The following is a 20,267-nucleotide window of genomic DNA, read 5'->3' on the forward strand; positions in this document are numbered from 1 at the left end:
CCATGGGCCAGAAGATCAACCCGCACGGCTTCCGCCTGGGCATCTCCACCGACCACAAGAGCCGCTGGTACGCCGACAAGCTGTACAGCAGCTACGTCGGCGAGGACGTCAAGATCCGCAAGCTGCTGACCAAGGGCATGGACCGCGCCGGCATCAGCCGCGTGGAGATCGAGCGCACGCGTGACCGCGTCCGCGTCGACATCCACACCGCGCGCCCGGGCATCGTCATCGGTCGCCGCGGCGCCGAGGCCGACCGCATCCGCGGCGAGCTGGAGAAGCTCACCGGCAAGCAGGTGCAGCTCAACATCCTCGAGGTCAAGCAGCCCGAGCTCGACGCCCAGCTCGTCGCGCAGGGCGTGGCCGAGCAGCTGAGCGGTCGCGTGCAGTTCCGTCGCGCGATGCGCAAGGCGATGCAGACGACCATGCGCTCCGGCGCCAAGGGCATCCGCATCCAGTGCTCGGGCCGTCTCGGCGGCGCCGAGATGAGCCGCTCGGAGTTCTACCGCGAGGGCCGCGTGCCCCTGCACACGCTCCGCGCCGACGTCGACTACGGCTTCTACGAGGCCAAGACCACCTTCGGTCGCATCGGCGTGAAGGTGTGGATCTACAAGGGCGAGGTCGCGGGCACGCGCGCCGAGCGCGAGGCCGAGGCCGCGCGTCGCGCCGCCGCCCCCGGCAGCCGTCGCCCCCAGCGCGGGCGCCGTCCCGCTCGTGACGACCAGGCCGGCCAGGGTGCACCCCAGGCCGAGCAGGCCGCTCCCGCCGCCGAGGCTCCTGCCACGGCCGGCGCCGGCGCTGCCACCGAAGGAGGGCAGTCCTGATGTTGATGCCTCGTAGGGTCAAGTACCGCAAGCAGCACCACCCCAAGCGCCGCGGCATGGCGAAGGGCGGCACGGAGCTGGCGTTCGGCGACTTCGGCATCCAGGCGGTCGAGGGTCACTACGTGACGAACCGTCAGATCGAGTCCGCGCGTATCGCCATGACGCGTCACATCAAGCGTGGCGGCAAGGTGTGGATCAACATCTACCCGGACCGCCCCCTGACCAAGAAGCCGGCCGAGACCCGCATGGGCTCCGGCAAGGGCTCGCCCGAGTGGTGGGTCGCGAACGTCAAGCCCGGACGCGTCATGTTCGAGCTCTCGGGTGTCACCGAGGACGTCGCGCGCGAGGCGATGCGTCGCGCCATCCACAAGCTGCCCATGAAGGCGCGCTTCATCACCCGCGACACCGAGGGAGGGTTCTGAGCATGGCTGCGAAGACCACTGCCGCAGAGCTGCGCGGCCTCGATGCCGAGGCTCTGGAGACCAAGCTGCGCGAGGCCAAGGAAGAGCTGTTCAACCTGCGCTTCCAGAACGCCACGGGACAGCTCGACAACACGGCTCGTCTGAAGACGGTCCGCCGCGAGATCGCCCGCATCTACACGGTGCTGACCGAGCGCGAGCTGGGCATCATCGAGGCGGTCGAGGCATGAGCACCAGCGAGAAGGACACCGTGACCACGAACACCGACACCACCCGCAACTACCGCAAGGTGCGCGAGGGCCTCGTGACGAGCGACAAGATGGACAAGACCGTCGTCGTCATCGTCGAGGACCGCGTGAAGCACCCGCTGTACGGCAAGGTGCTGCGACGCAACGTGAAGCTCAAGGCGCACGACGAGGCCAACGCGGCCGGTGTCGGCGACCGTGTGCTCATCCAGGAGACCCGCCCGCTGTCGGCCACCAAGCGCTGGCGCGTCGTGGAGATCCTCGAGAAGGCGAAGTGAGAGACAGATGATTCAGCAGGAGTCGCGACTCAAGGTCGCCGACAACACCGGTGCGAAGGAGATCCTCTGCATCCGCGTGCTCGGCGGCTCGGGTCGACGCTACGCCGGTATCGGCGACACCATCGTCGCCACCGTCAAGGACGCCATCCCCGGCGGCAACGTCAAGAAGGGCGACGTCGTCAAGGCCGTGGTCGTGCGCACCGTCAAGGAGCGCCGCCGTCCGGACGGCTCGTACATCAAGTTCGACGAGAACGCCGCCGTCATCCTCAAGGCTGACGGCGACCCGCGTGGAACGCGCATCTTCGGCCCCGTGGGCCGCGAGCTGCGCGACAAGAAGTTCATGCGGATCATCTCGCTCGCCCCGGAGGTGCTCTGACATGACCAGCAACAAGCGAACGCTGTCCATCCGCAAGGGTGACCAGGTCAAGGTCATCGCGGGTGCCGACAAGGGCGTCGAGGGCAAGGTCATCGAGGTCCTCGCCGAGCGCGAGCGCGTGATCGTCGAGGGTGTGAACCGCATCAAGCGCCACACCCGCGCCGGTGCCGACGGCACCCAGGGCGGCATCATCACGCGTGAGGCCCCCATCCACGTCTCGAACGTGATGCTCGTCGTCGACGTCGACGGCGACAAGACCACGACGCGCGTCTCGCACCGCCGCGACGACGTCACCAAGAACCGGCCCGACGGTTCCAGCTACGAGGCCAAGCGTTCCGTGCGCGTGTCCTCCAAGACCGGAAAGGAGATCTGAGCATGGCTACCGAGACCACCACCGCTCCGCGGCTGAAGGCCAAGTACCGCGAGGAGATCCTCCCGGCGCTCCGCGAGCAGTTCGACCACGCGAACGTCATGCAGGTGCCCGGACTGACGAAGATCGTCGTCAACATGGGTGTCGGCGAGGCTGCTCGTGACGGCAAGCTCATCGAGGGCGCCATCCGCGACCTCACGGCGATCACCGGCCAGAAGCCGCAGGTCACGAAGGCCCGCAAGTCCATCGCACAGTTCAAGCTGCGCGAGGGCATGCCGATCGGTGCGCACGTCACGCTGCGCGGCGACCGCATGTGGGAGTTCCTCGACCGCCTGCTGACGCTGGCGCTGCCCCGTATCCGCGACTTCCGCGGTCTCAACGGCAAGCAGTTCGACGGTCGCGGCAACTACACGTTCGGTCTGACCGAGCAGGTCATGTTCCACGAGATCGACCAGGACAAGATCGACCGGTCGCGGGGGATGGACATCACCATCGTCACCACCGCCACCAACGACGACGAGGGTCGCGCGCTGCTCAAGCAGCTGGGCTTCCCCTTCAAGGAGAACTGACATGGCGAAGACCGGCCTGAAGATCAAGGCGGCCCGCAAGCCGAAGTTCGCGGTCCGTGGCTACACGCGTTGCCAGCGCTGCGGTCGTCCGAAGTCCGTGTACCGCAAGTTCGGCCTGTGCCGGATCTGCCTGCGCGAGATGGCCCACCGCGGCGAGCTGCCCGGAGTGACCAAGTCCTCCTGGTGACCTCGTCGGCCTCGTGCCGCTGACCACCACCCCTTCCACCACGACCGTCGCAGGTCCTCCCTCACCCGTCCGGGACCCCGGGCCCGGGGACGGGATGCGAAACCACGGCAGGAACGGAAACACCACATGACCATGACCGACCCGATCGCGGACCTGCTCACGCGGATCCGCAACGGCAACCAGGCGTACCACGACGACGTGTCGGCGCCGTACTCCAAGCTGAAGGAGGGCGTCCTCGCCCTGCTGAAGCAGGAGGGGTACATCACCGACTTCAAGGTCGTCGAGCCCGCCGAGGGCGAGGTGGGCAAGACCCTCCACGTGACCCTCAAGTACGGCCCCCAGCGCGAGCGCTCGATCGCAGGCATCCGCCGCATCAGCAAGCCGGGCCTGCGGGTGTACGCCAAGTCCACGAACCTCCCGAAGGTGCTCGGTGGACTGGGCGTCGCCATCATCTCGACCAGCCAGGGCCTGCTGACCGATCGTCAGGCCACGACCAAGGGTGTAGGCGGAGAAGTCCTCGCCTACGTCTGGTGAGGGAGGAGCACACACATGTCGCGCATCGGCAAGCTTCCCGTCGCCGTCCCGAACGGCGTCGAGGTCACCATCGAGGGTCAGGACGTCCGCGTCAAGGGCCCCAAGGGCGAGCTCTCGCACCGCGTCGCCGAGCCCATCACGGTCAACCGTGGTGAGGACGGCAGCCTCGAGGTCCAGCGTCCCGACGACGAGCGACGCAGCAAGGCCCTCCACGGCCTGAGCCGCACGCTCATCAGCAACATGGTCGTCGGTGTCACCGACGGCTACGAGAAGAAGCTCGAGATCGTGGGCGTCGGCTACCGCGTCCTGTCCAAGGGCCCGACGGAGCTCGAGTTCGCACTCGGCTTCAGCCACCCCGTGATCGTGAAGGCCCCCGAGGGCATCACCTTCAACGTGGAGGCCCCCACCAAGTTCTCGGTCATCGGCATCGACAAGCAGTCGGTCGGCGAGGTCGCCGCGAACATCCGCAAGATCCGCAAGCCCGAGCCCTACAAGGGCAAGGGTGTCCGTTACGCCGGCGAGCGCGTGCTGCGCAAGGCTGGAAAGGCTGGTAAGTGATGGCCGTCTCCATCAAGCAGTCCAAGGGTCGCTCGGCCCGCGCCACGTCGCGCGCGCGTCGCCAGATCCGCGGTCGCAAGAAGCTGCACGGCTCGCCCGAGCGTCCTCGTCTCGTCGTGACCCGCTCCAGCAAGCACATCGTGGCCCAGGTCGTCAACGACCTCGAGGGACACACGCTGGCCTCGGCCTCGACTCTCGAGGCCGACCTGCGCGCCTTCGACGGCGACAAGACCGCCAAGGCGAAGAAGGTCGGCGAGCTCGTCGCCGACCGAGCGAAGGCCGCCGGCATCGAGGCCGTCGTCTTCGACCGCGCGGGCAACCGTTACGCGGGTCGCGTGGCCGCCCTGGCCGACGGCGCGCGCGAGGGTGGGCTGGAGTTCTGATGTCCACCAAGACGAACAACTACGACATGGGGAGTGCCGCATGAGCGCCCAGCAGAGTGGTAACCGCCGCGGAGGCGGAGACCGTCGCGGTGGTCGAGGCGACCGCGGCGGCGACAAGTCCAACTACATCGAGAAGGTCGTCACGATCAACCGTGTCGCCAAGGTCGTGAAGGGCGGTCGTCGCTTCAGCTTCACTGCCCTCGTGATCGTCGGCGACGGTGACGGCCAGGTCGGCGTCGGCTACGGCAAGGCCAAGGAGGTCCCCACGGCGATCTCCAAGGGTGTCGAGGAGGCGAAGAAGAACTTCTTCCGCGTCCCGCGCATCCAGGGCACGATCCCGCACCCGGTGCAGGGCGAGAAGGCGGCCGGTGTCGTCTTCCTGCGTCCCGCGTCGCCCGGTACCGGCGTCATCGCCGGTGGCCCGGTGCGTGCAGTGCTGGAGGCCGCCGGTGTCCACGACGTCCTGAGCAAGTCGCTCGGCTCGTCGAACTCCATCAACATCGTCCACGCGACGGTGGAGGCCCTCAAGGGCCTGGAGTCGCCCGAGGCGGTCGCGCAGCGTCGTGGCCTCGCGGTCGAGGACGTCGCCCCGTCGGCCCTGCTCAAGGCTCAGGCCGAGGGCATCAAGGAGGCGCAGAACGCGCCGGCCGAGGTCGGTGTCTGATGGCGCGCCTCGAGATCACCCAGGTTCGTTCGGCGATCGGTCGCCCGCAGAACCAGCACCACACGCTGCGGTCGCTGGGTCTGAAGCGCATCGGCGACGTCGTCGTCAAGGAGGACCGCCCCGAGATCCGCGGCATGGCGAACACCATCCCGCACCTCGTGGCCGTCAAGGAGGTTGACTGACATGGCGCTGAAGCTCCACCACCTGCGCCCCGCCCCGGGCGCCAAGACCGCCAAGACCCGTGTGGGTCGCGGTGAGGGCTCCAAGGGCAAGACCGCCGGTCGCGGCACCAAGGGCACCAAGGCCCGCTACCAGGTGTCCGCCGGCTTCGAGGGTGGACAGATCCCGCTCCACATGCGTCTGCCGAAGCTGAAGGGGTTCAAGAACCCCTTCCGCGAGGAGTACCAGGTCGTCAACGTCGAGCGCATCGGCACCCTCTTCCCGGAGGGTGGCGCCATCGACGTCGACGCGCTGGTCGCGAAGGGTGCGGTCCGCAAGGGCCAGCTGGTCAAGGTGCTCGGCGAGGGTGACCTCTCCGTGGCCGTCCAGGTGACCGCCCACAAGTTCTCCGGCTCGGCCCGTAGCAAGATCGAGGCCGCCGGTGGCAGCGTGACCGAGCTCTGAATGACGCTCTGACGAGACGACGGCGAGGTTCGTGGCCCTAGCGGCCACCGGACCTCGCCGTCGTTCGTCGTCCGGCCCTCGCAGGCCGCGGCCCGTCCCGGGCGACCGCCCCACGCACGTGGTGCAACGACCGGGCAACGGCTGATCTGCGAGAACTGACTGTTAGAGTCGCCGAGGTCCCGCCAGGGGCCCACGATCGAGGAGGACACCCGGTGCTCAGCGCCTTCGTCAACGCGTTCAAGACGCCTGACCTTCGACGCAAGCTGCTGTTCGTGCTCGCCGTGATCGTGCTGTTCCGGTTCGGCTCGACGCTGCCGGCCCCCGGCATCAACGTGAGCAACGTGCAGCGCTGCGTCGACCTCGCCTCGCAGGGCGAGAACAGCAGCCTCTTCGCGCTCATCAACGTCTTCTCCGGCGGTGCGCTCCTGCAGCTGACCGTGTTCGCGCTGGGCATCATGCCCTACATCACCGCGAGCATCATCCTGCAGCTGCTCGTCGTCGTCATCCCGCGGCTGGAGGCCCTCAAGAAGGAGGGCCAGTCCGGCCAGGCCAAGATCACGCAGTACACCCGCTACCTGACGCTCGGCCTCGCCGTCCTGCAGGCGACGGGCATCGTGGCCCTCGCACGCAGCGGCCAGCTGTTCGGCGGCGTCGACTGCGGTGAGCTGCTCTACCGTCCCGACAGCATCCCGGCCTTCCTGCTGATCGTCCTCACGATGGTCGCGGGCACCGCCGTCATCATGTGGCTCGGCGAGCTCGTGACCGACCGTGGCGTCGGCAACGGCATGTCGATCCTGATCTTCACGCAGGTCGTCGCCACGTTCCCGGGCGCCATGTGGCTGATCAAGGAGCAGAAGGGCTGGGCGACGTTCTCCGTCGTGGTCCTCGTCGGTCTCGTCATCGTCGCCGCCGTCATCCTGATCGAGCAGGCGCAGCGCCGGATCCCGGTCCAGTACGCCAAGCGCATGGTCGGGCGGCGGATGTTCGGCGGCTCGTCGACGTACATCCCGCTCAAGGTCAACCAGGCCGGCATCATCCCGGTCATCTTCGCCTCGAGCCTGCTGTACCTGCCGGCGCTGTATGCGCAGTTCCGTCCCGACGGACCGGGCGCGGTGTTCATCACCGACCACTTCGTGCGCGGTGACCACCCGTACTACATGATAACGTACTTCGCCCTGATCGTGTTCTTCGCCTACTTCTACGTGGCGATCACGTTCAACCCGGAGGAGGTCGCCGACAACATGCGCAAGTACGGCGGCTTCATCCCCGGCATCCGCGCCGGCCGTCCGACGCAGGACTACCTGGCCTACGTCCTGAGCCGTATCACGGCACCGGGCGCGGTCTACCTGGGGCTCATCGCCCTGATCCCGATGGTGGCCGTGGCGCTGCTCGGCGCCAGCCAGAACTTCCCGTTCGGCGGCACCTCGATCCTCATCATCGTGGGCGTCGGCCTCGACACGGTGAAGCAGATCGAGAGCCAGCTCCAGCAGCGCAACTACGAAGGGTTCCTGCGGTGACTCGTCTCCTCATCATGGGTCCGCCCGGTGCCGGCAAGGGCACGCAGGCGGCGACCCTCGCGCAGCGCATCCACGGCGCGCACGTGTCGACCGGCGACATCTTCCGGGCGAACGTGCAGCAGCAGACCGAGCTCGGTCGCACCGCGCAGCGCTACATGGACGCGGGGGAGTACGTGCCCGACGAGGTCACGAACGCCATGGTGCAGGACCGGCTCGCCCAGGACGACGCCCGCGAGTCCTTCATCCTCGACGGCTACCCGCGCACGCTCGAGCAGGTCTCGACGCTCGACCGGATCCTCGCCGACCTCGGCTCCGAGCTCGACCACGTGCTCGTGCTGACGGTCGACCACGAGGAGCTGATCGCCCGGCTGCTGAAGCGGGCCGAGACCAGCGGGCGTGCCGACGACACCGAGGACGTCATCCGTCACCGCCAAGAGGTCTACATCGCGGAGACGGCGCCCCTGCTGCCGGTCTACCGTGAGCGTGGCCTGCTGCGCGAGGTCGACGGCATGGGCACGGTCGACGAGGTCGAGGCGCGCATCGACGCCGCACTCGGCCTCTGACCCGAGACCGGGGGAGACCGTGTTCGGTCGCGGTATCGAGATCAAGACGGCCGAGCAGGTGGCGCTCATGCGCCGCGCCGGTCTCGTCGTCGCCCACGCCCTCGAGGCGGTCCGGGAGACCGTCGCGCCGGGTGTGACCACGGCCGAGCTCGACGCCGTCGCCCACGACACGATCCGCGCGCACGGCGCGACGTCCAACTTCCTGCACTACGGCGCCGAGCCCGGTGTGCCCGGGTTCCCGGGCGTCATCTGCGCGTCCGTCAACGACGAGGTCGTGCACGGCATCCCCGGAGCACGGGTGTTGCGCGAGGGCGACGTGGTCTCGATCGACTGCGGCGCGATCGTCGACGGGTGGCACGGGGACTCGGCGGTGACGATCACCGTCGGGGAGGTCGCGCCCGAGGTCCAGCAGCTCGTCGACGACACCGAGCGGGCGCTCTGGGCCGGCATCGCTGCCGGCGGGGTGGGCCGGCGCGTCGGCGACGTGAGCCACGCGATCGAGCGCAGCGTGCGTTCCGCGGGCGCCTACGGGATCGCCGACGGCTACACCGGGCACGGCATCGGCACCGCCATGCACCAGGCGCCCGACGTGCCGAACGTCGGACGGCCCGGCAAGGGCCCGCGCATCGTGCCGGGTCTCGTCCTGGCGGTCGAGCCGATGGTCACGCTCGGCTCCGCCGACACCCGCACCCTCGACGACCACTGGACGGTGGTGTCCGACGACGGCTCCTGGGCCGCCCACTGGGAGCACACGGTCACGTGGACCGCGGAGGGCGCGTGGGTGCTGACGGCGCTCGACGGTGGCCGGGCGCGGCTCGCCGAGCTCGGCGTCCCCTACGCGGGCGACGACGCGTCGTAGACGTCGGACTGCCCGACGCGCGGCCCCGGGGTCAGCGGCGCGGCGCGGCCGCGACGGGCGCCGTGGTCCGCGTCGAGGCAAGCGTCCGGGCGACGTAGCCGCTGCGGCTGCCGGTGACCGTCACGTGGATCCGCTTGCCGCGGTCGGCGGCGACCGGACGGTAGGCGCTGCCCGTCGCCCCCGGGATCAGGCGGCCGTTGGCGTACCAGCGGTAGCTGAAGGCGGCCACGGGGGACCATGAGTGGGTGCTCGCCCGCAGCACCACGCCGACCTGGGCCGCGCCGGAGAGCACCGGTCGGTGCACCGACGTGAACGCCACCGGCGCCGCCTGGACGGGCGGCGTGGTCCGGCTCGAGGACAGCGTGCGGGTGACGTAGCCGTCGCGTGTGCCCGTGACCCCGACGCGGATGCGCTTGCCGCGGTCCGCGGACGTGAGGCGGTAGCTGGTGCCTGTGGCGCCGGGGATGGCCCGGCCGTCGGCGAACCACTGGTAGGTGAAGGTGGCGACCGGGGACCACGCGTCGGTGCGGACCTGCAGCACGGTGCCGACCTGGGCTGCGCCGGAGAGCACCGGACGCGCCGTCGTCGTGAACTGGCCGGGCGCGACGGGCTCGGTCGGCTGGGACGCGACCCGCGTGGTCGTGTACGCGGTGCGCGAGCCGGTGACCACGACGTGCAGCCGGTGCCCTCGGTCGTCCGGGGTCACGGTGTAGCGCGCCGTGGTGGCGCCGGCGATCGGGGTGTCGTCGGAGAACCACTGGTAGGCGAGCGTCGCCGACGGCGACCACGTCGCGGTGGTCGCGGTGAGGACCGACCCGACCGCGGAGGTGCCCGCGACGACGGGTGCCGGTGCGAGATCGAAGACGCCCGGGGCGACTGGGTCGGTGACGGACGCGGACTCCAGCACCTGCGTGTTGTAGCCCGGTCGTGATCCCGTGGCGACCACGCCGATGCGCTGCCCCAGCCGGCTGGCGTCGAGCGGCAGGGTGCTGCCCGTGGCTCCAGGGATGATCTCGTCGTCGGCGTACCACTGGTAGTCGAGCGTGGCCGCCGGCTTCCAGCTGGGGGCGGAGGCGACCAGCTGGGCCCCCACGCGCTCCGTGCCCGTCAGGGTCGGGCGCGCGGTGGTGCCGAAGTCGCCGGCCGCGATCGGCTTGGACGTGCGTGCCGACGTCGACGGCGTCGCGGGGTACCCGGCGCGCCGTCCGGTGACGACGACGTGGACCTTGCGGCCGCGCTCGGCCGCGGTCAGCCGGTAGGTCGACGAGGTGGCGCCGCGGATCGGCGTCCCGTCGGCGACCCACTGGTAGGTCAGGGTGGCCGTCGGCGACCAGGAGCCGGCGCGCGCGGTCAGCAGGCTGCCGACCTTCTCGGCACCGGCGAACGTCGGTCGCGGGGCCGAGGTGAAGCGCGGGGTGACGTCGGGGTCGGCGAAGTGGATGAAGCCGTCCGGCCAGCCGGAGCCGGACTTCGTGATGCGGCGGTGGTCGAAGTCACGGCCCCAGTTCGACTCCGACACGATGATCTCGGTGGGGGAGGCGACTCGCTCGACGTACGCGACGTGGTTGCCGGTGCGGCCCCACCAGGCCACGGAGCCGACGGCGGGCGTGCCGTCGGTGATGGAGGCCATGGTCGTGCCCCAGTCCCGTGCGTTGCCCACGCCGGAGGCCGGCCGCCGGTTCGCCATGCCGTTCGTGGTGACGAGGCGGTACGCGACGTAGTTGGTGCAGTTCGTGCCGCCATACATGTTCCAGTAGCTCGTGCGCTGGTTCTGCTCGTAGCCGTGGTGGTCGTACCCGGCGCGCAGGCAGTTCGCGTAGCCCGAGCAGAGCAGCGTCGACGCCGCCTGGGCGGTGGGCGCAGCGACCAGCGTCCCGGCCACCAGGACGGCGGCGAGGGAAGATAGCAGTGCTGACAGCACCCGAGAACGCGACACGCCGAGCAGCGTACGGGATTTTGGTGGCGCGTGGGACGTGTGTGACGGAAGTGGTCGCCGTTGGACGGCCGAGCGAGGCCGGGAGTCGGCCACGGTCCACGGTGCGACCCTGGTGGACCGCTTAGGGTTGCCTAGCCTATGCTTCGAGCACGGGTCGGCCGACCCGGACGGTCGGGGCGCACGAGAGGCAGACATGACGATCATCGAGCCGGACACCTCCTCGTTGTCGCGTCTGCTGCGCGACGGCTCCCGACGTGAGCACGAGTCCGCGGAGGGCTCGGCCTTCATGAGCGAGCTGCTCGCCGGCCGGGTCTCGCCGCGCGGCTACGCGGACTACCTCGCACGTCTGCAGCGCGTGTACGCGGCGCTGGAGGCCGCGGGACGAGCCCTCGCCGGGCACCCCGCGGTCGACGCCGTCCTGGACCCCGCCCTGGAGCGGTCGTCGGCGATCCTCGACGACGTCGCGCACTGGGGCACCGGCGACGCCGCGACGCCCGCGACCGACGCCTACGTGGCGCGGATCGAGAGCACCCGCGAGCACCCTGTCCGGTACGTGGCGCACCACTACACCCGCTACCTCGGCGACCTCTCCGGAGGCCGCGCCATCGGTCGGGTGCTGGGGCGGACGTTCGACCTCGAGCACGACGGGCTCGCCTTCTACGCCTTCGCCGACGTGCCGAAGCCCAAGCCGTACAAGGACGCCTACCGCCAGCGCCTCGACGCCCTGGAGCTCACCGCCCAGGAGCGGCTCGACGTCCTCGCCGAGGTCCGGCTGGTCTTCGGGCTCAACGAGGCGCTGTTCGCCGAGCTCTCCGCCGACCTCGACGCCTACCGCCGCTGACGGGAGGTCTCAGCGGCGCCGTGTCGAGTCGTCGCGCGGGTCTCGGGCTCAGCGGTGGTGCTCCTGCGTGCAGCACTTGACGCTGCCGCCGGCCTTGAGCAGCTCGCTCACGTCGACTGGGACCGGGACGTAGCCGCGCTCCTCGAGCTGGTGGACGAGGTGGCGCGCCTGCACGGGCAGGACGACGTGGCGTCCGTCGCTCACGGCGTTCAGCCCGAGCACCAGGGCGTCCTCCTCGCTGCACTCCACCGCGTCGGGGAAGAGCTCGCGCAGCGTGCGACGGCTGTGGTCGGAGAACGCCGACGGCAGGTAGGCGATGTCGGCCGGGGCGTCGCCGTTGCCGTCGTCGAGCACGGCCAGCGCGGTGTCGAGGTGGTAGAAGCGCGGGTCGACGAGCTGCAGGCTGACGACCGGACGGTCCAGCACGCGCGCCGCCTCGACGTGTGCGTGCAGGCTCGTCCGGAAGCCCGTGCCCGCCAGGATCATCGAGCCGAGCACGAGGAAGTCGCCCTCGCCCTCGTTGGTCTGCCCGGGCTGGGCGACGTCGACGCCGTGCTCCCGCAGCCACGCGGCGTGCTCGACCGCCTCGGCCGCGCGCTCGGGGTGGCGGAAGCGGGCGCCGTACGCGCGGCGGCCGACGACGGTCGCGCCGTTCGCGGCGAACACCATGTCGGGCAGGCCCGGCGTCGCGTCCAGCACCTCCACCCGGTGGCCCAGGGCGCTGTACGTCTGGCGCAGCACCTCCCACTGCACGAGGGCGCGCTCGCGGTCGACGGCGACCCCCGGACGCATCCACGCGTTGATCGCGTAGGTGACGTCGAAGTGGGTCGGTGCGCACATGAGGTACGAGCGGGTCCGCGCGGTCCGGGTGGCCTGCCGCGCGGGGGCGGGATCCACGGGGACCTGGATGGCGGGGCGGGTCTCGAGCACGGTCACGGCGGCCTCCTGATCAGTGGCGTCACCCCTGCGACGCAACGATTCCATGGTAGATCGGCGCCGTAGTGAACCGAGAGTTCGAAACTGCACGTCTCCACGCAGGATCCTGACGTTCTGGCCGTGGACATGGCGATTCGTTGCATCATGGGTCCATGGACGACCTCGACCGCCGCATCATCGACCACCTCGTCCGCGACGGCCGGGCCGGCTACGCCCGGATCGCGGCCGACGTGGGCCTGTCCGCCCCCGCGGTCAAGCGTCGGGTCGACCGGCTCGTCGCCGACGGCGTCGTGAAGGGCTTCACCGCCGTCGTCGACCCCGACCTCATGGGATGGGCGGTCGAGGCGTACGTCGAGGTCCACTGCCGGGGCACGATCACCCCCGAGGCCCTCAGGTCGGCCTTCGCGAAGGTCCCGGAGATCCACGCCGCCGCCACGGTGTCGGGCCAGGCCGACGCGATCCTGCGGATCGTCGCGCGAGACGTGCGCGACCTGGAGCGGGCGCTCGAGAGGGTGCGCACCGAGGTCGACAACGTCGACCACACCGACACCGCGATCGTGCTGTCCCGGCTGATCGACCGCTACACCGGCTGACCGCCCCTCACGCCGGCGGGTGGACGCCCAGGACGCAGACGGCGTTCCCCGAGGGGTCGGCGCACACCGTCCAGGGCAGTCCCGGTGCGGGCTGGTCCGCGACGGACCCGCCCAGGTCCCGCACGAGGTCCAGGGGTGCGTCCGGGGACGTCGCGACGTCGGCGGGGTCCGGTCGGACGTCGAGGTGCAGCACGGAGGGCGCCCGACGTGGCTCCGGCTCGGGGCAGAGCTCCAGCAGCGGCCCGAGGCCGGACGGGTGCCGCAGCGCGTGCGGGTCGTCGGCGGTCGGGACCCAGCCGGTGACCGCGGCCCAGAACCGCGCGTCGCGGTCGGGATCGGCGCTGTCGAGCGGCAGCGCGGCGACGGGACCCGTGCCCGTTGCGTAGGCGGCACGGTCCTCCATGACGCAGAACGCGTTGCCGGCCGGGTCGGCGAGCACCACCCAGGGGACGTCGCCCTGGCCGATGTCGGCGGGGCGGGCGCCGAGCGAGAGCAGGCGCCGCACGACCGCCTCCTGCCCACGGCCGCCGCGCAGGTCGAGGTGCAGGCGCTGCGGACCCTCGGGCGGGTCGGTCGGCGGGCCGAAGCAGGCGTCGAGGAACATGTCGGGTCCGAGCAGCACCCGCGCCTCGAGGTGGTCGTCGGACTCGACGAGCACCTCGGCGTCCAGCGCGGCAGCCCAGAACCGCCCCAGGGCCCGGGGATCGCGGCAGGCCCAGACGATGTTCTCCAGCCTCATCGCCCCATCCTGGCGTGCCCCCGTGCAGCGTGGCCAGGGCGGACCGGCCCTCGATTTGAAACGAGGGCCCCGACCGACGTAGACTTCCCTGTCGGCCTATGTCGGGCGCATCGACTCCTGCCCTCGTGGTTCACCCCTCGTCGGAAGCGGCTCCTCGGAGTCGTGGGTCTTCGCGCGTGCCCGGGCCGTCCCTGACGATCAACCGAGAAGCTGAGGTCCATGGCGAAAAAAGAAGGCGTCATCGAGATGGAGGGTGCTGTCGTCGAGGCACTCCCGAACGCGATGTTCCGGGTCGAGCTGGCCAACGGCCACAAGGTCCTGGCGCACATCAGCGGCAAGATGCGCCAGCACTACATCCGCATCCTCCCCGAGGACCGGGTCGTGGTGGAGCTGTCGCCGTACGACCTCAGCCGTGGACGGATCGTCTACCGCTACAAGTGAGCGGCGCGTCGGGAACGACGTCGCCGAGCACGCCACAACTGCACACCGAACACGTTCAGACTGAAGAAGAGAGAGCTTCTCGATGAAGGTCAACCCGAGCGTGAAGAAGATCTGTGACAAGTGCAAGGTGATCCGTCGCCACGGCCGCGTCATGGTGATCTGCGAGAACCCCCGGCACAAGCAGCGCCAGGGCTGATCGCACCCTCTTCACCGCGACCACACTGAACATCTGACGGCTCCCGCCGCCCACCAGGGCGACGGGTCACCCCCGGCGCAGAGGCCGGGGCCCGGCTCAGGACCCCCAAGGAACGGGTCCTGGAGGCAGCCGGGGCGCCTCAGGTGACGACACCTCTGCCGTACCGGAAGGAACTGCCACCATGGCACGCCTCGTCGGAGTCGATCTCCCGCGCGACAAGCGCATCGAGATCGCACTCACCTACATCTTCGGCGTCGGGCGCACCCGCGCCACCGACACCCTCGCCGCCACCGGCATCAGCCCCGACCTGCGGGTCCACGAGCTGACCGACGACCACCTCGTCGCGCTGCGTGACCACATCGAGGCCAACTACCAGGTCGAGGGCGACCTGCGCCGTGAGGTCACGGCCGACATCCGTCGCAAGATGGAGATCGGTTCGTACCAGGGCCGTCGCCACCGCGCGCACCTGCCCGTCCGCGGCCAGCGCACGAAGACCAACGCGCGTACCCGCAAGGGTCCGAAGCGCACCGTCGCCGGAAAGAAGAAGTGATCTAGATGCCTCCGAAGAACACCGGCGCCAAGAAGGTGCGCCGCAAGGAGAAGAAGAACGTCGTTCAGGGCCAGGCCCACATCAAGAGCACGTTCAACAACACGCACGTGACGATCACGGACCCCTCGGGCGCCGTGATCGCGTGGGCCTCCGGCGGAACCGTCGGCTTCAAGGGCTCGCGCAAGTCCACGCCCTTCGCGGCAGGCATGGCGGCCGAGGCCGCCGGGCGTCAGGCGATGGAGCACGGGATGAAGAAGGTCGACGTCTTCGTGAAGGGCCCGGGCTCGGGTCGCGAGACGGCGATCCGGTCGCTGAGCGGCGTCGGCATCGAGGTCGGCACCATCTCCGACGTCACCCCCAGCCCGCACAACGGCTGCCGCCCGCCCAAGCACCGTCGTCTGTGACGGACGCGAAGAACTCAGGAGTCTGAATCATGGCCCGTTACACCGGACCTCTCACCAAGAAGTCGCGCCGCCTCGGCGTCGACCTCGTCGGTGGCGACGCCGCGTTCGAGCGTCGTCCCTACCCCCCGGGCATGCACGGTCGTGCCCGCATCAAGGAGTCGGAGTACCGCACCCAGCTGCAGGAGAAGCAGAAGGCGCGCTACACCTATGGCGTCCTCGAGAAGCAGTTCCGCAAGTACTACGAGACCGCTCACCGCAAGCCGGGCAAGACGGGTGACAACCTGCTCATCCTGCTCGAGAGCCGTCTCGACAACGTGGTCTACCGTGCCGGCCTCGCCCGCACGCGCCGCCACGCACGTCAGCTCGTGACGCACGGCCACTTCGTCGTCAACGGCGTGAAGACGAACATCCCGTCCTTCCAGGTCAGCAAGCACGACATCATCGATGTCAAGCAGAAGAGCCTGGAGACGACGCCGTTCATCGTCGCGCGCGAGACCCACGACCGGGACACCGTGCCCGGCTGGATCGACGTCGACGCCGACCGCGGCCGCATCCTGGTGCACCAGCGCCCGGTCCGCGAGCAGATCACCGTCCCCATCCAGGAGCAGCTGATCGTGGAGTACTACTCCAAGATCTGATCGTCCTGTTCCACCGAGCCGGCTCTTCAAATAGCGGGAGAGCCGGAAAGGAAGTTCCATGCTCATCGCACAGCGCCCCGTCCTGACCGAAGAGGTCGTCGCCGACAACCGTTCGCGGTTCGTCATCGAGCCCCTCGAGCCCGGCTTCGGGTACACCCTCGGCAACTCGCTGCGCCGCACGCTCCTCAGCTCCATCCCGGGCGCGTCGGTCACGTCGATCAAGATCGACGGCATCCAGCACGAGTTCTCGACCGTCCCCGGCGTGACCGAGGACGTCACCGAGATCATCCTCAACCTGAAGAACCTCGTCGTCTCCTCCGAGCACGACGAGCCGTTCGTCATGTACCTGCGCGCGCAGGGCCCCGGCGTCGCCACGGCCGGCGACATCGAGGCCCCCGCGGGCGTGGAGGTCTACAACAAGGACCTGCACATCGCCACGCTGAACGAGAAGGGCAGCCTGGAGATCGAGCTCGTCGTGGAGCGTGGCCGCGGCTACGTCTCGGCGGTGCAGAACAAGACCGGCGACGAGGAGATCGGGCGCATGCCGGTCGACTCGATCTACAGCCCGGTCCTCAAGGTCACGTACAAGGTCGAGGCCACCCGAGTCGAGCAGCGCACCGACTTCGACAAGCTGATCATCGACGTCGAGACGAAGTCCTCGATCCTGCCGCGCGACGCGATCGCGTCGGCCGGCTCGACCCTCGTCGAGCTCTTCGGCCTGGCCCGTGAGCTCAACGTCGAGGCCGAGGGCATCGACATCGGCCCGTCGCCGGTCGACGAGCAGCTCGCCGCCGACCTCGCCCTGCCGATCGAGGAGCTCAACTTCACGGTCCGCTCGTACAACTGCCTCAAGCGCGAGGGCATCCACTCCGTGGGTGAGCTCATCACGCGCTCGGAGCAGGACCTGCTCGACATCCGCAACTTCGGCTCGAAGTCGATCGACGAGGTCAAGGCCAAGCTGGCCGAGATGGGCCTGGCCCTCAAGGACAGCCCGGCCGGCTTCGACCCGTCGGCCGTCCTCGACTCCTACGACGACGACGCCAGCTTCGCCGAGGACGAGCAGTACTGAGCTGCTCGCTCATCGACCGTTTTACTGACCTGGAGACAGACACATGCCCACGCCCACCAAGGGAGCCCGCCTCGGCGGCAGCCCGTCGCACCAGCGCCTGATCCTGGCGAACCTCGCGACGGCGCTGTTCGAGCACGGCCGCATCACCACCACCGAGGCCAAGGCCCGCCGTCTGCGGCCCTACGCCGAGCAGCTCATCACGAAGGCCAAGACCGACACGGTGGCGAACCGCCGCCAGGTCGTCAAGGTCGTGCGTGACAAGAGCGTCCTGCACACGCTGTTCACCGAGATCGGTCCCGCCATGGCGAGCCGTCCCGGCGGATACACGCGCATCACGAAGATCGGTCCGCGCAAGGGCGACAACGCCCCCATGGCCGTCATCGAGATCGTCGAGGAGAAGTCCTTCACGGCGCAGGCGACCGCCCCCGCGGCGGGCAGCACCGCCGCGGCTCCGGTGGAGGAGCCGGCTGTCGAGGAGACGCCCGCGGTGAACGCGGCCGACGACTCCGCCGAGGTCGAGACCGACGTCGTCGCGGGTGCGCCCGCCACGGAGGCCGAGACCGAGCCGGCCACCGAGACCGAGGTCGAGGCAGCTGCCGAGGCCGTCGAGGGTGCGACCGACGAGGACACCACCAAGGCCTGACCCCAGGTCCCGTCACGAGGGCCCCCGCCGCACCAGCGGCGGGGGCCCTCGTGCGTACGTACGGAGATCAGGACGAGTTTCCCGATACCGGTCGGGCGGGCGGCTCCCGGCCGATAGGGTCAGCCCGGGCGTGTCACTCGGGGGCGCTCGTCGTCTGCACCGAGGAGTCGTCGTGGTCAGGTCCGGAGTCGTCATGCTCGCCACCGGAGCGGTGCTCGCAGCGCTGCTTCCCGCCACGGCGGTGGCCGCCCCGGGCCCGGACCCGCAGCCCGTGGCCGCAGCCGCCCAGGCCGAGGCGCAGACGGCACCGGTCGAGCCCGAGGCCGTGGGCATCATCGTGCAGAGCACGGCGTCGCAGCGGCGGGTCGAGGCCGCGGTCGACGACGCGCTGCCGTCCGACGTCGAGGTCGTCGACACCGTCGACGGCGCCGGAGGGCTGTCGCTCGTGGAGCTCGACGGCACGCTCGACGGCGACACGGCCAGCGAGGTCGCCGACGCGATCGAGCAGCGCAGCGACGTCGCGTTCGCCACGCCGAACTACCGGGTGCGCGCCTTCTCCACGCCGCCCGTCTCGACCGACGACCCGTACTTCGACGACCAGCACAACCTCTGGGACCGTTCCCGGTCGAGGGGCGGCTACAGCGTGCGCGCGCCGTCCTTCTGGCAGACCACGCGCGGCAGCAGCGACACCGTGGTGGCCGTGCTCGACACCGGTATCGTGGCGAACCACCCGGACCTCGCCGGCCAGCTGGTGCCGGGCTACGACCTCGTGACCGACGAGTACGTCTGTCCGTCCGGTGCGCAGACCTGCAGCACGCGTGGGACCTTCACCAACGCCGACGACGGTGACGCGCTCGATCCCGATCCGTCCGACCCGGGTGACTGGATGGACGCGACCTGGGCCAAGAAGTGCGGCGCCCCGAAGGGGACGAGCTACGCCAGCTCGTGGCACGGCACCCACGTGGCCGGGATCGTCGCGGCCAAGGCGGACAACGGACGCGGCACCGCAGGTGTCGCCCCCGGCGTCCGGGTGCAGCCGGTGCGCGTCCTGGGCCACTGCGGCGGCGACATCTGGGGCATCATGCACGGCATCTACTGGGCCGCGGGCGCCGACCTCGGCACGGTCGAGGACAAGGAGTTCGCGGGCACCCCGGTGAACCCGACGCCGGCGAAGGTGCTCAACATGTCGCTCGGCAGCACGGTGCGCACGGAGGCGCAGCGCCGCCAGGTGTGCAAGGCGTACGAGAAGCCGCTGGCGTTCGCGCGGTCCCGGGGAGCCACCGTGGTCGCCGCGGCGGGCAACGACAGCTTCACGAAGAACGTGAGCGCCAACCTCTCGGTCCCGGCGGCCTGCCCGGGAGTGGTGTCCGTGGGTGCGACGAGCCGCACGGGGCACCGCTCGTACTACTCCCAGGCCGGCTCCAGCGTCGACCTCTCCGCCCCCGGCGGCGACGAGATCATGGACGGCGACAGCGACCGTGCCGACGGCCGCGGGACGGGCGGCATCTGGTCCAGCGTGATCACCGGCAGGACCCGTCCGAACACCGGCTACGTCGCCCGTCAGTACGAGGGCACCAGCATGGCGGCTCCCCACGTCGCCGCGGCTGCCGCGCTCCTGTACTCCCAGGGCGCGACGTCGCCGGCGAAGGTCGAGGAGACGCTCAAGCGGTCCGTCAGCCGCTTCCCGGCTCGCGACAAGCGGTACGCGTCGGTCGTCGTCACCGACGGGCGGAAGGACTACCGCCTGTTCGACCTGAACTGCACGACGTCGCGCTGCGGCGCCGGGGTCCTGAACCTCGAGCGGTTCGCGCCGCGGACCGGCGGGACCGCCACCGTCGGGCGGACGGTCTCGTTCGAGGGCTGGCAGACCAGCCGCAGCGACGTCGCCTACGAGTGGTTCATGGGCGACCCCACCCAGGTCCTGGGCCGCGGCCGGACCTTCACCGTGCCGACCTCGGCGCTGGGCCGTTCGCTGGCCGTCAGGGTCACGGTGCCCGGCCAGGGCGACACGATCGTCGGCACGCCCACCGTCGGCAAGTCGACGAGCACCACCTCGACGGCGCTGGGGACGTCGGTCTCGCGGACCAAGCGCGCGACGCTGAAGGTCCGGGTCTCCGGCCCCGTGGGTGCGACGGGGACCGTGCAGGTCTACGACGGCCGCCGCCGCGTGACCACCGTGACCCTCTCGCGCGGCCGGGCCACGGTGCTGCTGCCCCGACTCTCGAAGGGCCGGCACACCATCAAGGCCGTCTACTCCGGCAGCTCGCTGCTCAAGGGCTCGTCGCGCGCCCGGACGATCACCTCGAAGTAGGTT

At 70.1% G+C, this 20,267-nt stretch carries 30 protein-coding genes; 27 read left to right on the plus strand and 3 right to left on the minus strand.

Going from position 1 to position 20,267, the window contains the following annotated elements:
• Positions 1-2: 2 nt before the first annotated feature.
• The 17 genes from rpsC (at position 3) to map (ending at position 8,967) form a co-directional block, all read left to right on the plus strand.
• Positions 3-821 carry a 30S ribosomal protein S3 gene (gene rpsC / locus AC3WRM_RS15060; protein WP_067859801.1) on the plus strand — a complete coding sequence of 273 codons (819 nt, stop codon included), beginning with the start codon at positions 3-5 and terminating at the stop codon, positions 819-821.
• Positions 821-1,243, plus strand: a complete 423-nt coding sequence (gene rplP, locus AC3WRM_RS15065; RefSeq protein ID WP_492249330.1) for a 50S ribosomal protein L16 — start codon at positions 821-823, stop codon at positions 1,241-1,243. The genes rpsC and rplP overlap by 1 nt, the downstream gene beginning before the upstream one ends.
• Positions 1,244-1,245: 2 nt before the next feature.
• The gene (gene rpmC, locus AC3WRM_RS15070) at positions 1,246-1,470 is read left to right on the plus strand and encodes a 50S ribosomal protein L29 (protein WP_067859792.1); all 225 of its coding nucleotides are present in this window, start codon (positions 1,246-1,248) and stop codon (positions 1,468-1,470) included.
• Positions 1,467-1,763, plus strand: a complete 297-nt coding sequence (gene rpsQ, locus AC3WRM_RS15075; protein ID WP_370190420.1) for a 30S ribosomal protein S17 — start codon at positions 1,467-1,469, stop codon at positions 1,761-1,763. The genes rpmC and rpsQ overlap by 4 nt, the downstream gene beginning before the upstream one ends.
• Positions 1,764-1,770: 7 nt before the next feature.
• Complete coding sequence (gene rplN / locus AC3WRM_RS15080) at positions 1,771-2,139, plus strand: 50S ribosomal protein L14 (RefSeq protein WP_056209423.1); 369 nt, start codon at positions 1,771-1,773, stop codon at positions 2,137-2,139.
• Between the two features lies 1 nt (position 2,140).
• Positions 2,141-2,512, plus strand: a complete 372-nt coding sequence (gene rplX, locus AC3WRM_RS15085) for a 50S ribosomal protein L24 (protein WP_492249331.1) — start codon at positions 2,141-2,143, stop codon at positions 2,510-2,512.
• 2 nt (positions 2,513-2,514) lie between these two features.
• Complete coding sequence (gene rplE, locus AC3WRM_RS15090) at positions 2,515-3,078, plus strand: 50S ribosomal protein L5 (RefSeq protein ID WP_492249332.1); 564 nt, start codon at positions 2,515-2,517, stop codon at positions 3,076-3,078.
• Position 3,079: 1 nt separating this feature from the next.
• Entirely contained in the window at positions 3,080-3,265 is a 186-nt protein-coding gene (locus tag AC3WRM_RS15095; protein ID WP_067859778.1) for a type Z 30S ribosomal protein S14, read from the plus strand.
• A 126-nt stretch (positions 3,266-3,391) separates the two neighbouring features.
• Positions 3,392-3,799 carry a 30S ribosomal protein S8 gene (gene rpsH / locus AC3WRM_RS15100; RefSeq protein WP_492249333.1) on the plus strand — a complete coding sequence of 136 codons (408 nt, stop codon included), beginning with the start codon at positions 3,392-3,394 and terminating at the stop codon, positions 3,797-3,799.
• Between the two features lie 15 nt (positions 3,800-3,814).
• Positions 3,815-4,357 (plus strand): 50S ribosomal protein L6, encoded by a 543-nt coding sequence (gene rplF, locus AC3WRM_RS15105; RefSeq protein ID WP_067859773.1) that lies wholly within the window; start codon positions 3,815-3,817, stop codon positions 4,355-4,357.
• The gene (rplR, locus tag AC3WRM_RS15110) at positions 4,357-4,740 is read left to right on the plus strand and encodes a 50S ribosomal protein L18 (RefSeq protein ID WP_253022580.1); all 384 of its coding nucleotides are present in this window, start codon (positions 4,357-4,359) and stop codon (positions 4,738-4,740) included. Before rplF ends, rplR begins: the two co-directional genes overlap by 1 nt.
• A gap of 40 nt (positions 4,741-4,780) precedes the next feature.
• Positions 4,781-5,404 (plus strand): 30S ribosomal protein S5, encoded by a 624-nt coding sequence (gene rpsE, locus AC3WRM_RS15115; RefSeq protein ID WP_492249334.1) that lies wholly within the window; start codon positions 4,781-4,783, stop codon positions 5,402-5,404.
• Positions 5,404-5,586 carry a 50S ribosomal protein L30 gene (gene rpmD, locus AC3WRM_RS15120; RefSeq protein WP_067859767.1) on the plus strand — a complete coding sequence of 61 codons (183 nt, stop codon included), beginning with the start codon at positions 5,404-5,406 and terminating at the stop codon, positions 5,584-5,586. Before rpsE ends, rpmD begins: the two co-directional genes overlap by 1 nt.
• Before the next feature lies 1 nt (position 5,587).
• Complete coding sequence (rplO, locus tag AC3WRM_RS15125) at positions 5,588-6,028, plus strand: 50S ribosomal protein L15 (RefSeq protein WP_253022584.1); 441 nt, start codon at positions 5,588-5,590, stop codon at positions 6,026-6,028.
• 212 nt (positions 6,029-6,240) lie between these two features.
• Positions 6,241-7,545 carry a preprotein translocase subunit SecY gene (gene secY / locus AC3WRM_RS15130; RefSeq protein WP_492249335.1) on the plus strand — a complete coding sequence of 435 codons (1,305 nt, stop codon included), beginning with the start codon at positions 6,241-6,243 and terminating at the stop codon, positions 7,543-7,545.
• Positions 7,542-8,108 (plus strand): adenylate kinase, encoded by a 567-nt coding sequence (locus tag AC3WRM_RS15135; RefSeq protein WP_492249336.1) that lies wholly within the window; start codon positions 7,542-7,544, stop codon positions 8,106-8,108. The genes secY and AC3WRM_RS15135 overlap by 4 nt, the downstream gene beginning before the upstream one ends.
• A 19-nt stretch (positions 8,109-8,127) precedes the next feature.
• Positions 8,128-8,967 carry a type I methionyl aminopeptidase gene (gene map, locus AC3WRM_RS15140; protein ID WP_492249337.1) on the plus strand — a complete coding sequence of 280 codons (840 nt, stop codon included), beginning with the start codon at positions 8,128-8,130 and terminating at the stop codon, positions 8,965-8,967.
• Between the two features lie 31 nt (positions 8,968-8,998).
• Here the strand turns inward: map and AC3WRM_RS15145 are convergent, their stop codons facing one another.
• Positions 8,999-10,903, minus strand: a complete 1,905-nt coding sequence (locus tag AC3WRM_RS15145; protein ID WP_492249338.1) for a CHAP domain-containing protein — start codon at positions 10,901-10,903, stop codon at positions 8,999-9,001.
• 193 nt (positions 10,904-11,096) lie between these two features.
• Between AC3WRM_RS15145 and AC3WRM_RS15150 the strand changes: the two genes are divergently transcribed.
• The gene (locus AC3WRM_RS15150) at positions 11,097-11,744 is read left to right on the plus strand and encodes a biliverdin-producing heme oxygenase (RefSeq protein ID WP_492249339.1); all 648 of its coding nucleotides are present in this window, start codon (positions 11,097-11,099) and stop codon (positions 11,742-11,744) included.
• Between the two features lie 48 nt (positions 11,745-11,792).
• On the opposite strand, the gene ddaH is transcribed toward AC3WRM_RS15150, so the two are convergent.
• A complete protein-coding gene (gene ddaH, locus AC3WRM_RS15155; protein ID WP_492249340.1) occupies positions 11,793-12,680 on the minus strand; it encodes a dimethylargininase in 888 nt (295 codons plus the stop codon).
• Between the two features lie 152 nt (positions 12,681-12,832).
• On the opposite strand from ddaH, the gene AC3WRM_RS15160 reads away from it, so the two are divergent.
• Positions 12,833-13,273: an Lrp/AsnC family transcriptional regulator gene (locus tag AC3WRM_RS15160; RefSeq protein ID WP_492249341.1), complete on the plus strand. Its 441-nt coding sequence runs from the start codon at positions 12,833-12,835 to the stop codon at positions 13,271-13,273.
• Between the two features lie 7 nt (positions 13,274-13,280).
• On the opposite strand, the gene AC3WRM_RS15165 is transcribed toward AC3WRM_RS15160, so the two are convergent.
• On the minus strand, positions 13,281-14,012 hold the full coding sequence (locus AC3WRM_RS15165) for a VOC family protein (protein ID WP_492249342.1): 732 nt from the start codon (positions 14,010-14,012) through the stop codon (positions 13,281-13,283).
• 219 nt (positions 14,013-14,231) lie between these two features.
• Here AC3WRM_RS15165 and infA point away from each other — a divergent pair, with 219 nt between their 5' ends.
• The 8 genes from infA (at position 14,232) to AC3WRM_RS15205 (ending at position 20,264) form a co-directional block, all read left to right on the plus strand.
• Positions 14,232-14,453 carry a translation initiation factor IF-1 gene (gene infA, locus AC3WRM_RS15170; protein ID WP_007078610.1) on the plus strand — a complete coding sequence of 74 codons (222 nt, stop codon included), beginning with the start codon at positions 14,232-14,234 and terminating at the stop codon, positions 14,451-14,453.
• A gap of 82 nt (positions 14,454-14,535) precedes the next feature.
• On the plus strand, positions 14,536-14,649 hold the full coding sequence (gene rpmJ / locus AC3WRM_RS15175) for a 50S ribosomal protein L36 (protein ID WP_008361054.1): 114 nt from the start codon (positions 14,536-14,538) through the stop codon (positions 14,647-14,649).
• Between the two features lie 181 nt (positions 14,650-14,830).
• Positions 14,831-15,199: a 30S ribosomal protein S13 gene (gene rpsM / locus AC3WRM_RS15180; RefSeq protein ID WP_067859750.1), complete on the plus strand. Its 369-nt coding sequence runs from the start codon at positions 14,831-14,833 to the stop codon at positions 15,197-15,199.
• A 5-nt stretch (positions 15,200-15,204) separates the two neighbouring features.
• A complete protein-coding gene (rpsK, locus tag AC3WRM_RS15185) occupies positions 15,205-15,603 on the plus strand; it encodes a 30S ribosomal protein S11 (RefSeq protein WP_067859747.1) in 399 nt (132 codons plus the stop codon).
• A 29-nt stretch (positions 15,604-15,632) separates the two neighbouring features.
• The gene (gene rpsD / locus AC3WRM_RS15190; RefSeq protein WP_492249343.1) at positions 15,633-16,241 is read left to right on the plus strand and encodes a 30S ribosomal protein S4; all 609 of its coding nucleotides are present in this window, start codon (positions 15,633-15,635) and stop codon (positions 16,239-16,241) included.
• A gap of 58 nt (positions 16,242-16,299) precedes the next feature.
• Entirely contained in the window at positions 16,300-17,310 is a 1,011-nt protein-coding gene (locus AC3WRM_RS15195; RefSeq protein WP_067859737.1) for a DNA-directed RNA polymerase subunit alpha, read from the plus strand.
• Positions 17,311-17,353: 43 nt separating this feature from the next.
• The gene (gene rplQ / locus AC3WRM_RS15200) at positions 17,354-17,953 is read left to right on the plus strand and encodes a 50S ribosomal protein L17 (protein ID WP_492249344.1); all 600 of its coding nucleotides are present in this window, start codon (positions 17,354-17,356) and stop codon (positions 17,951-17,953) included.
• Positions 17,954-18,125: 172 nt separating this feature from the next.
• Positions 18,126-20,264, plus strand: a complete 2,139-nt coding sequence (locus AC3WRM_RS15205) for a S8 family serine peptidase (protein WP_492249345.1) — start codon at positions 18,126-18,128, stop codon at positions 20,262-20,264.
• Positions 20,265-20,267 lie beyond the last annotated feature (3 nt).

It is taken from the genome of Aeromicrobium sp. EU05-FHT14F07, from assembly GCF_058790455.1.

Excerpts from the sequence above, each read along its gene's own strand:
- rpsC (WP_067859801.1), top strand. The coding sequence starts at position 3 with ATGGGCCAGAAGATCAACCCGCACGGCTTCCGCCTGGGCATCTCCACC.
- rplP (WP_492249330.1), top strand. The coding sequence starts at position 821 with ATGTTGATGCCTCGTAGGGTCAAGTACCGCAAGCAGCACCACCCCAAG.
- rpmC (WP_067859792.1), top strand. The coding sequence starts at position 1,246 with ATGGCTGCGAAGACCACTGCCGCAGAGCTGCGCGGCCTCGATGCCGAG.
- rpsQ (WP_370190420.1), top strand. The coding sequence starts at position 1,467 with ATGAGCACCAGCGAGAAGGACACCGTGACCACGAACACCGACACCACC.
- rplN (WP_056209423.1), top strand. The coding sequence starts at position 1,771 with ATGATTCAGCAGGAGTCGCGACTCAAGGTCGCCGACAACACCGGTGCG.
- rplX (WP_492249331.1), top strand. The coding sequence starts at position 2,141 with ATGACCAGCAACAAGCGAACGCTGTCCATCCGCAAGGGTGACCAGGTC.
- rplE (WP_492249332.1), top strand. The coding sequence starts at position 2,515 with ATGGCTACCGAGACCACCACCGCTCCGCGGCTGAAGGCCAAGTACCGC.
- AC3WRM_RS15095 (WP_067859778.1), top strand. The coding sequence starts at position 3,080 with ATGGCGAAGACCGGCCTGAAGATCAAGGCGGCCCGCAAGCCGAAGTTC.
- rpsH (WP_492249333.1), top strand. The coding sequence starts at position 3,392 with ATGACCATGACCGACCCGATCGCGGACCTGCTCACGCGGATCCGCAAC.
- rplF (WP_067859773.1), top strand. The coding sequence starts at position 3,815 with ATGTCGCGCATCGGCAAGCTTCCCGTCGCCGTCCCGAACGGCGTCGAG.
- rplR (WP_253022580.1), top strand. The coding sequence starts at position 4,357 with ATGGCCGTCTCCATCAAGCAGTCCAAGGGTCGCTCGGCCCGCGCCACG.
- rpsE (WP_492249334.1), top strand. The coding sequence starts at position 4,781 with ATGAGCGCCCAGCAGAGTGGTAACCGCCGCGGAGGCGGAGACCGTCGC.
- rpmD (WP_067859767.1), top strand. The coding sequence starts at position 5,404 with ATGGCGCGCCTCGAGATCACCCAGGTTCGTTCGGCGATCGGTCGCCCG.
- rplO (WP_253022584.1), top strand. The coding sequence starts at position 5,588 with ATGGCGCTGAAGCTCCACCACCTGCGCCCCGCCCCGGGCGCCAAGACC.
- AC3WRM_RS15150 (WP_492249339.1), top strand. The coding sequence starts at position 11,097 with ATGACGATCATCGAGCCGGACACCTCCTCGTTGTCGCGTCTGCTGCGC.
- AC3WRM_RS15160 (WP_492249341.1), top strand. The coding sequence starts at position 12,833 with ATGGACGACCTCGACCGCCGCATCATCGACCACCTCGTCCGCGACGGC.
- AC3WRM_RS15165 (WP_492249342.1), bottom strand. The coding sequence starts at position 14,012 with ATGAGGCTGGAGAACATCGTCTGGGCCTGCCGCGATCCCCGGGCCCTG.
- infA (WP_007078610.1), top strand. The coding sequence starts at position 14,232 with ATGGCGAAAAAAGAAGGCGTCATCGAGATGGAGGGTGCTGTCGTCGAG.
- rpmJ (WP_008361054.1), top strand. The coding sequence starts at position 14,536 with ATGAAGGTCAACCCGAGCGTGAAGAAGATCTGTGACAAGTGCAAGGTG.
- rpsM (WP_067859750.1), top strand. The coding sequence starts at position 14,831 with ATGGCACGCCTCGTCGGAGTCGATCTCCCGCGCGACAAGCGCATCGAG.
- rpsK (WP_067859747.1), top strand. The coding sequence starts at position 15,205 with ATGCCTCCGAAGAACACCGGCGCCAAGAAGGTGCGCCGCAAGGAGAAG.
- rpsD (WP_492249343.1), top strand. The coding sequence starts at position 15,633 with ATGGCCCGTTACACCGGACCTCTCACCAAGAAGTCGCGCCGCCTCGGC.
- AC3WRM_RS15195 (WP_067859737.1), top strand. The coding sequence starts at position 16,300 with ATGCTCATCGCACAGCGCCCCGTCCTGACCGAAGAGGTCGTCGCCGAC.
- rplQ (WP_492249344.1), top strand. The coding sequence starts at position 17,354 with ATGCCCACGCCCACCAAGGGAGCCCGCCTCGGCGGCAGCCCGTCGCAC.